Consider the following 8,593-nt stretch of genomic DNA (forward strand, 5'->3'; position numbering starts at 1 on the left):
GCTTGGCCACGTCCTCGGCGGTGATCCCGGTCCGGGCCGTGAGTCCGCGCAGGTCCAGGATGCACTCGTGGGCGACAAGCCCGCGGTTGCCGGTGTAGAGGACGGGGAAGTGGTCGGTGAGCCGGGCACGAACACGCCGGGCCGCGCCAGCAGCGGCCCGAGCGCGTCGAGCACGAGCGGCACCGACGCCGCGGCGGACACGTTGTCTCCCGTGTTGACCACGAGGTCAGGCTCGAGTGCATCCAGCCCGCGCAGCCACGCCCGCTTGGCCCGGTGCCGGGGCAGCAGGTGGATGTCCGAGAGGTGCAGCACCCGCAACGGCGCCGACCCGGCCGGCAGCACGGCCAGTCGGTGCGTGCGCACCGTCCGGGCCTCAGCCTCGGCGAGGCCCCAGGCCAGGCCGAGGCCCGCCGTCGCGGCCATCCCGACGGCGGCAGGCGCTGCGGAACGGAGCATGCGGCGGGTGGGGGAGGCGGCGGGGGGCATCGCGGTCAGAAGCCCGGGACCGCCTCGGGCAACGGCCCGCCTCGGTCCAGGTCGTCGATGTGGAACTGGCGTCCGTCCGGGTGCTCGCCGGCCTCGCCCGGGTCCTCCGACTGCGGGCCGTCCCACTCGGGCAGTTCACCCGGCGGGAACTTCTCCTTGGCCAACTGGTTGTACTCGAGCCAGGACGGGCCGTTGATGGAGGTCGAGTAGAACGGGTTGCGGACCTCGCCGTTGACGGTCTCGCCCGTCATGGACTTCAGGTTGTTGTAGCGGCCGGTCCACACGGCGGTGGCCAGCTTGCTGGTGAATCCGACGAACCACGTGGAGGACACGTTGTCGTTCGTGCCCGTCTTGCCGCCGAACTCGTAGCCGGCGCCCTCCTCGGCGATGTTGAAGCCGGCGATGTGGCGCAGGACCGGCATCAGCTCCCGGACGTGGTCCGGGTCGATGACCTGGTCGCACTGAGGGTCGGCGACGTCGTACTGGTTGCCGACGGTGTCCGTGACCTCCAGGATGGCGCGCGGCTCGCAGTACAGGCCGTTCGCGGCGATGGCGGCGTACGCGCCGGCCAAGGACAGCGGGGCCACCGAGTCCTTGCCGAGCAGGAAGGACGGGTCGTCCGGCTGCAGCGGGGAGCTGTCCAGGGCGCGGGTGATGCCCAGCTGGGTGGTGAGGCTCGTGATGTCGCACAGGTCCAGCTGGTACGCGGTGGCGACGGTCGGGGTGTTCACCGACCAGAAGAGGCCCTCGTCCACGCGCACCTGCCGCAGCATGCCCGGGATCACGTTCTTGAACTGCCAGGTGCCGCCGATCGTGGTGTAGCCGCCCGGGCGGCACGAGGCAGCGAACCGCGTGCCCGTGGGGTAGACGTTCCGGGAGGCGTCCACGGAGTCGACCAGGCGGTTGCCGTTGCGCAGCCACGTCAGTGCCACGAAGGGCTTGAGCGTGGAGCCGGCCTGGAAGCCCTGGCCGCCACCCCACTGCTTGTCCACGTTGAAGTTCAGCGAGGTGTGGCCGAGCTCGTCCTGGATGGCGTACTCGGTGTTCTGGGCCATGGTGCGGATGTTGCCGGTGCCGGCCTCCACCGAGGTGAGCGCGTGGCCGGCGCCCAGCGACTCGTTGTTGGGCACCGAGGCGCGCAGGTTCTTCTCGGTCTCCTTCTGGAGCGTCGAGTCGATCGTTGTGCGGATGGTGAGTCCGCCGCGGTCCAGCAGGGCCTGGCGGGACTGGACGTCCGGGCCGAACGTGGGGTCGGCGAGGATCTGCCGCTCCACGTAGTCGCAGAAGTAGGTGCCGAACTTGGCGTAGAGGCAGCCCGAGGGGCGGGACTCCATGACCACCTCCATCGGCTGGGCGACGGCGTGGTCGTACTCCTCCTGGGAGAGGTAGCCGTTGTCCTTCATCGCGTTCAGCACGAGGTTGCGCCGCTCCGTGGCCTCCTCCGGGTTGCGGGCCGGGTTGAACCGGGTGGGGGACTGGACCATGCCGGCCAGCGTGGCGGCCTCCCAGCTCTCCAGGTCGGCGGCGGACTTGCCGAACACGTACTGCGAGGCAGCCTCGACCCCGTAGGCACGGCCGGAGAACAGCACGATGTTGAGGTAGCCCTCGAGGATCTCGTCCTTCGACATCTGCTTCTCGACGGCGACGGCCAGCTTGATCTCCTTGACCTTGTCCGCGATGTTCTTGGAGCCGGAGAGGGTGAGGCGGGAGTCGCCGCGGATCTGCTGCACGTTCACCAGCATGTTGTTCACGAACTGCTGGGTGAGGGTGGAGGCGCCCTGCGTGGAGTCGGAGGTGGCGTTGTTGACGGTCGCGCGAATGAGGCCGCGCGCGTCCACGCCGTCGTGATCGTAGAAGCGCTCGTCCTCGATGGCCACGATCGCGTGCTGCATGTGCTTTGAGATCTTGTCCAGTGGGACCGGGGTGCGGTTCTCCTCATAGAAGACGGCGATCTCCTCACCGTCCTCCGAGAGGATGCGCGACGGGACGGACACCGGCTCCGCGGGCAGCTCGTCCGGCAGCTCGTCCAGCATCTCCCGACCCGACGCGGCGGCGACACCGGCCAGGCCCGCGACGGGCAGCAGGAGGGCCGCCACGAGCAGGCCAGCCAGCGCCGACAGGCCCACGAAGGCGAGGAGGCGGCCGGGGGCGCTCGAGGGCGCGGGGAAGCGGGTCGTGCGGGAGGCCATGGGCGCGAGTGTAGCGCGGGCACCTGGGACCTCTTCCGGGGTCCGCGCCGGTGGCTAGGGTGGGTCCCATGACTCAGCAGACGCAGTGGGAGTACGCCACGATCCCCCTCCTCATCCACGCGACCAAGCAGATCCTCGACCAGTGGGGTGAGGACGGCTGGGAGCTCGTCACGGTGATCCCGGGCCCCGAGGGGAACAACCCCGTGGCCTACCTCAAGCGTCCGAAGGCGGCGTGAACGTGACGGCGCAGTCCTCGGCCCCCGCCTGGGGCGACGGCGCAGTCGCGGCCCGCCTCGCGGAGCTCGGCATCGACCGACCCGCCGTCGCGGCGCCGGTCGGCTCCTATGTCCCGGCCCTGCGGGACGGCGACCTCGTGCTGACCTCCGGCCAGCTCCCCTTCGTGGCCGGCGCCCTGCCCGCCACTGGCAAGGTGGGCGCGGAGGTCACCCCGGAACGCGCCCAGGAGCTCGCGCGGGTGTGCGCCGTGAACGCGGTGGCCGCGGTGCACGAGCTGTTGGGCGACCTGGACCGGGTCGCCCAGGTCGTCAAGGTCGTCGGTTTCGTGGCCTCCGACCCCGCGTTCACCGGTCAGCCCGGCGTGGTGAACGGCGCCTCGGACGTGCTGGCCGAGATCTTCGGCGAGGTCGGCCGCCACGCGCGCTCCGCCGTCGGCGTGGCCGTGCTGCCCATGGATGCTCCCGTCGAGGTGGAGATCACCGTCCGTGTCCGCTGATCCGGCCGGCCTGCTGCTGCCGGTCCCGGAGCAGGAGGAGGACCTCACCCGCCAGTGGCTGGACCGGCGCTTCCGCCAGGTGCGCCCGGCCCGGCCCGGGTCGGCCGTGGTGCTCGTACGCGACGGCGACGACGGCCCGGAGGTCTTCCTCCGTCACCGCGCGGGACGCACCCCGCTCGGCCGCGTGGGTCTGCCCGGCGGCGCGCTCATCGAGTCCGACGCCGACCTGTGCCCGTGGTACGGGCCCGAGCCCTCCCAGTGGGCCCACACGTTCGGGACCACGGATCGGCGGCGTGCGCGGCAGCACGTGGTGGCCGCCGTCCGTCAGCTCCACGACGAGGCCGGAGTGCTCCTCGCCGGTCGCTCCGACACGGACGTCGTGTCCACGGCGCGCGTCGAGACCTGGGGCGGGGGCCGCAGCTCCCTCGAGGAGGGCTCGGAGAGTCTGCCCCATCTGCTGGCCTCGCGCGGCCTCGGACTGCGCGCCGACCTGCTGCGCCCCGTCATGCGCTGGCATTCCGCGCCCCACGTCCACCGACGTTTCGACACGGCCGTGTTCGCCACGACGACCCCACCGGTGCAGTCCGCGCCGGCATCCGAGGAACCCGGTCCCGAACTCCAGGCGTGGGTGCCCGCGTGTCGCGCGCTGGCCGGCCCGCTGCGGCTGCCCGGACCCGCCGGGGCGGAGGGCACGGCACCCTTCGACCAGGTGGCGACCCCGCTGACGCAGGTGATCGTGCGTCGGGTCGCGGCGCACCGGACGGCCGCCGCCTTCCTGCTCTCCGTCACGCCCTGTGCCCGGCGTGGCCCCGTGCCGGAATACCACCTGGTCACCGAGGCCGGCGACGACGGCACCCCCCGGATGCGGGTGGAGCGGGCCACCCGGGACTGACCGGGGTGGCCCGCTCCAGGGCGGGGAGCGTCAGCGCGAACGCTGGCGCAGACGCTGCAGGTCCAGGATGACCACGGCGCGGTTCTCCAGGCGGATCCAGCCGCGCTGGACGAACTCGGCCAGGGCCTTGTTCACGGTCTCGCGGGACGCGCCCACCAGCTGGGCGAGTTCCTCCTGCGTGAGGTCGTGCGCCACCAGCAGGCCGTCCGCGGCCGGGCGGCCGAAGCGGTCCGCGAGGTCCAGGAGCGCCTTGGCCACGCGGCCCGGCACGTCCGAGAACACCAGGTCCGCCAGGGACTCGTTGGTCTTGGACAGACGCTGGGCCAGGGCCTGGAGCAGCTGGACCGACACGTCCGGCGACGAGGCGATGGCGCGGCGCAGGTTCTCGTGGCGCAGACCGGCCAGGCGCGTGGCGGACACCGCGGTGGCGGTGGCGTTGCGCGGGGCGGGGTTGAACAGGGCCATTTCGCCGAAGATCTCGCCGGGGCCGAGCACGGCCACGAGGTTCTCGCGGCCGTCCGAGGCGGTGCGGCCGAGCTTGATCTTGCCGGACATGATCACGTACAGCTGATCGCCCTGGTCGCCCTCGTGGAACGCGGACGCGCCGCGGGAGAGCTCGACCTCGGTCAGCTCCGAGGTGAGGATGGCGAACACCTCGTCGTCCAGGTTGGTGAACAGCGGAGCCTTCCGCAGAACCTCGAGATCCATGTGTGCGTGTCCTCTCTGTGGCCAGTTCCTCACACCGCGGCGGAGGAGCCGCCCGGTTCACTGGCGTCCATTGTGCCCCATACCCCAGTGCGGGCCGATACCCTGGATCCTCCACCGGGTGCGCGGGCCGTCCCCGTGCGTGGCCGGTGCCGTCACATCCGAAGGAGGTCGCCCATGCCGCTGGGTCTGACGTGGCTGGACGTCCTGCTCATCGTCGCGCTCGCGATGCTCCTGGTCCAGGGTCACCGTCGCGGCCTGTGGGTGGTGCTGGGCAACCTCGTCGGCCTGGTCGGCGGCGCCGCGATCGCGTTCTACGCCCTGCCTGAGGTGGCGAAGTTCGTCACCGCGCCGCAGTGGCGGTGGGCCGCGCTGATCGCCACCCTCGTCGTGCTCGTGGCGGCGGGCCAGTACGTGGGCGCCGCCATCGGCGAGGCGATCCGGTTGCGCGTGAACCTGCCGGCGCTGCGACTCGTCGACCGCCTGCTCGGCGCGCTCGCCACCGGTCTCGCGGGCGCCCTCGTCCTCTGGCTCGTGGCGTTCTCCATCGCGGCCTCCGGCTCCACCGCGGTCACCCGTGAGGTGACCCGCTCGCGGGTGATCGCAGCGCTGGACACCGTGATGCCCGACTCGCTCCTGGCCTGGGCCGCCCGCTCGCGTTCCGCCGTCGCCGACCTGGACGTGCTGCCGGAGCTCGAGCTGCCCGCCCCCGTCCCGGAGACCGACGACGGCGTCCGCGCCGCTCCGGCCCCGGCCGCGACGCCGGGTCTGCCCTCGGCCGCCTCCTCCCCGTCCGCCCCGCCCGCGACGTCCGCCGCGGCGACCCCCGAGGAGCCCGACGACGCCGCCGCGGCCTCGTCGTCCACGTCCGCCGCGCCGTCGGCCACGACGACCGCCCCCGCCTCGTCGACGTCGACGGCCGCCCCCTCGACTCCCGCCGCCTCCTCGGCGTCGGCCGCCGTCGTCCGGCTGACCGGGACGGCCGCGCAGTGCAACCAGGTGCAGAGCGGCTCGGGCGTGGCCGTGGCCCCGGACCGCGTGCTCACGAACGCGCACGTGGTCCTCGGCGTGGACGCCCCCACCGTGACGGACCGCGCCCGCGGCGTGCACGCGGCGCGGATCGTCCACCTGGACACGGCGCACGACCTCGCCGTCCTGGCGGTCGACGACGCGGACCTGCCCGTCATGCCGGTCGGGGCCGAGCTGACGGGCGGCGCGTCGGCCTCCGTCCTGGGGTACCCCGACGGCGGCCCGTTCGCCTCCACCCCCGCGACCGTGCAGGCTGTCGGCGAGGTGCCGCTCGGCGACGTCCTGACCGGGGCCGCGAGCATGGTGGACGTCTACACCCTCGCGGCGGACATCCGCCACGGCTACTCGGGCGGCCCGGTGGTGGACGCCGCCGGGAACCTGGCCGGTCTGGTGTTCGCCCGGGCCCCGGGCTCGGACGCCGTCGGCTACGCCCTGACGGCGGACACCATCGCCCCCGTCGTCGCCGCGGCCCCGGGGATGACAGCCACGGTCCCCTCGGGGGACTGCGTCCCGGGCGGCTGAGCCGGCGCCGCGCCACGCGCCTGACGCCCGCATTCCGGACCGGACTGTCCGGTAACGGCCCGCGTCGACTATTGTGGCATCCGTCACACTCGAGTTTCCCCGACCCTCGGAGGTCCTGCATGTCCAGCACCGTCTCCGCGCCCGCCACGGCGCCGAAGCGCACCCGGGAGGAGTTCACCGGCCGGTGGGCCTTCATCCTGGCGGCCATCGGCTCCGCCGTGGGCCTCGGCAACATCTGGCGCTTCCCCTACGTCGCCTATGAGAACGGCGGTGGCGCGTTCGTCATCCCCTACCTGATCGCGCTGCTCACGGCGGGCATCCCGCTGCTGTTCTTCGACTACGCGATCGGCCACCGCTTCCGCGGCTCCGCGCCTCTGGCGTTCCGGCGCCTGTCCCGGTGGACCGAGACCGTCGGCTGGTGGCAGGTGCTCATCTGCGTCGTCATCGGGATCTACTACGCCGCGATCATCGGCTGGGCGATCATGTACACCTGGTTCTCCGTGGACCAGCGGTGGGGCGAGGACCCGGAGACCTTCCTCATGGGCGACTACCTGCGGGTCGCCGACGACCCGTCCCCGTCCTTCGACTTCGTCTCGGGCGTCTTCTGGCCCATGCTCGCCGTCTGGGTGATCACGCTGCTCATCATGGGCTTCGGCGTGCGCCGGGGCGTGGCCCTGGCCTCGATGGTCGGCATCCCGCTGCTCATCGTGATGTTCCTGATCCTCGTCGGCATCGCCCTCACCCTGCCGGGCGCCGCCCAGGGCCTGGACGCCCTGTTCACGCCGAACTGGGCCGCGCTCGCTGACCCCGGCGTCTGGATCGCCGCCTACGGCCAGATCTTCTTCTCGCTGTCCGTCGGTTTCGGCATCATGATCACCTACGCCTCCTACCTCAACCGCCGGACGAACCTTACCGGCTCCGGCCTGGTCGTCGGCTTCTCCAACTCGGGCTTCGAGATCCTAGCCGGCATCGGCGTGTTCTCCGCCCTGGGCTTCATGGCGCAGGCCTCCGGCGTGTCCGTGTCCGAGGTGGCCGGCAGCGGCATCGGCCTGGCGTTCATCGCCTTCCCCACCCTGATCTCGCAGGCCCCGCTCGGCGCCCTGATCGGCGTGCTGTTCTTCGGCTCGCTCGTGGTCGCCGGCTTCACCTCGCTGATCTCGATCCTCGAGGTCGTCATCTCCGCCGTGAAGGACAAGCTCGGCTGGGGCCGCTGGACGGCCACGATCGTCGTGATCGGCCTGTCCGGGGTGGTCTCCCTCGCCCTGTTCTCCACCACCACGGGCCTGCAGATGCTCGACACCATGGACGCGTTCGCCAACAACTTCGGCATCGTGGGCGCGGCGCTCCTGTCGGTGCTCCTGGTCACCGGCGCACTGGGCTCGGCCCGCCGCATCACGGCGCACCTCAACGCCGTCTCCTCCTTCAAGGTCGGCCGCGGGTACGTGCTGCTGATCGGCGTGCTCATGCCGATCGTGCTCGCCTACATCTGGCTCTCCTGGATCATGAAGGTGATCGCGGAGGGCTATGAGGGCTACCCGGGCGACTTCCTCGGCGTCTTCGGCTGGGGCATCGCGCTCGGCTCCGTCGCCCTGGCCGTCCTGCTCTCCCTGATCCCGTGGTCCCGCAAGTCCAACCTCTACGCGGAGGACCTGGACAGCGAGATCCACGGCGACCTCATCCCGCACAACGCCGTGCCCGAGGGCACCGTCCCCACCGGCGCCCTGCCGGTGGTGCCCGCGGCCACCACCCGGAAGGAGCTCTGACCGATGAGCACCGCAGCGATCGTCATGATGTCCCTGGCCATCCTCCTGGTGTGGGGCGGCCTCGCGGTCTCCGCCATCCACCTGCTCCGCCACCCGGACGACTCCTCGGGCGACCTCGCCATCGAGGACGAGCTGGCCCCCGCCGTGCGGGAGCGCGAGGATGGCCGTCTCGACGCGCGGCACCGGTGAGTCGATGAGGCTCCCCGGTCCGTTCGCGGCGGCCCCGGTCGCCGACGGGGCCGCGGGCGTGGTCTCCGCCTCCCTGCCGGTCGTG

At 72.2% G+C, this 8,593-nt stretch carries 8 protein-coding genes and 2 pseudogenes; 6 read left to right on the forward strand and 4 right to left on the reverse strand.

Annotated elements, in window-relative coordinates:
* The 3 genes and pseudogenes from D8M29_RS14495 to D8M29_RS05890 form a co-directional block, all read right to left on the reverse strand.
* Positions 1 to 133, reverse strand: a pseudogene (locus D8M29_RS14495) (hypothetical protein); the annotation flags it as partial.
* Positions 134 to 180: 47 nt separating this feature from the next.
* A pseudogene (locus tag D8M29_RS14500) lies at positions 181 to 486 on the reverse strand (metallophosphoesterase); the annotation flags it as partial.
* Between the two features lie 5 nt (positions 487 to 491).
* Positions 492 to 2,675, reverse strand: coding sequence for a transglycosylase domain-containing protein (locus D8M29_RS05890; protein WP_036338242.1), 2,184 nt, complete (start codon positions 2,673 to 2,675; stop codon positions 492 to 494).
* A 68-nt stretch (positions 2,676 to 2,743) separates the two neighbouring features.
* On the opposite strand from D8M29_RS05890, the gene D8M29_RS05895 reads away from it, so the two are divergent.
* From D8M29_RS05895 to D8M29_RS05905, 3 genes are read left to right on the forward strand one after another with little or no spacing between them, the layout of a single operon-like run.
* Positions 2,744 to 2,911, forward strand: a complete 168-nt coding sequence (locus D8M29_RS05895) for a DUF4177 domain-containing protein (protein ID WP_010080276.1) — start codon at positions 2,744 to 2,746, stop codon at positions 2,909 to 2,911.
* Positions 2,908 to 3,408, forward strand: coding sequence for a RidA family protein (locus tag D8M29_RS05900; RefSeq protein WP_069941149.1), 501 nt, complete (start codon positions 2,908 to 2,910; stop codon positions 3,406 to 3,408). Before D8M29_RS05895 ends, D8M29_RS05900 begins: the two co-directional genes overlap by 4 nt.
* On the forward strand, positions 3,398 to 4,300 hold the full coding sequence (locus D8M29_RS05905; RefSeq protein WP_069941150.1) for an NUDIX hydrolase: 903 nt from the start codon (positions 3,398 to 3,400) through the stop codon (positions 4,298 to 4,300). The genes D8M29_RS05900 and D8M29_RS05905 overlap by 11 nt, the downstream gene beginning before the upstream one ends.
* 30 nt (positions 4,301 to 4,330) lie before the next feature.
* Here the strand turns inward: D8M29_RS05905 and D8M29_RS05910 are convergent, their stop codons facing one another.
* The gene (locus D8M29_RS05910) at positions 4,331 to 5,008 is read right to left on the reverse strand and encodes a Crp/Fnr family transcriptional regulator (protein ID WP_002854021.1); all 678 of its coding nucleotides are present in this window, start codon (positions 5,006 to 5,008) and stop codon (positions 4,331 to 4,333) included.
* A 174-nt stretch (positions 5,009 to 5,182) separates the two neighbouring features.
* On the opposite strand from D8M29_RS05910, the gene D8M29_RS05915 reads away from it, so the two are divergent.
* From D8M29_RS05915 to D8M29_RS05925, 3 genes are all read left to right on the forward strand, one after another.
* Positions 5,183 to 6,556, forward strand: coding sequence for a CvpA family protein (locus D8M29_RS05915; RefSeq protein WP_063189861.1), 1,374 nt, complete (start codon positions 5,183 to 5,185; stop codon positions 6,554 to 6,556).
* Positions 6,557 to 6,675: 119 nt separating this feature from the next.
* Positions 6,676 to 8,319, forward strand: coding sequence for a sodium-dependent transporter (locus D8M29_RS05920; RefSeq protein WP_063189859.1), 1,644 nt, complete (start codon positions 6,676 to 6,678; stop codon positions 8,317 to 8,319).
* Between the two features lie 3 nt (positions 8,320 to 8,322).
* Positions 8,323 to 8,508, forward strand: coding sequence for a methionine/alanine import family NSS transporter small subunit (locus tag D8M29_RS05925; RefSeq protein ID WP_063189857.1), 186 nt, complete (start codon positions 8,323 to 8,325; stop codon positions 8,506 to 8,508).
* The last annotated feature ends 85 nt before the right edge of the window (positions 8,509 to 8,593 follow it).

This window comes from Micrococcus sp. HSID17227 (assembly GCF_003989405.1).
Taxonomy (GTDB): Bacteria; Actinomycetota; Actinomycetes; order Actinomycetales; family Micrococcaceae; genus Micrococcus; species Micrococcus luteus.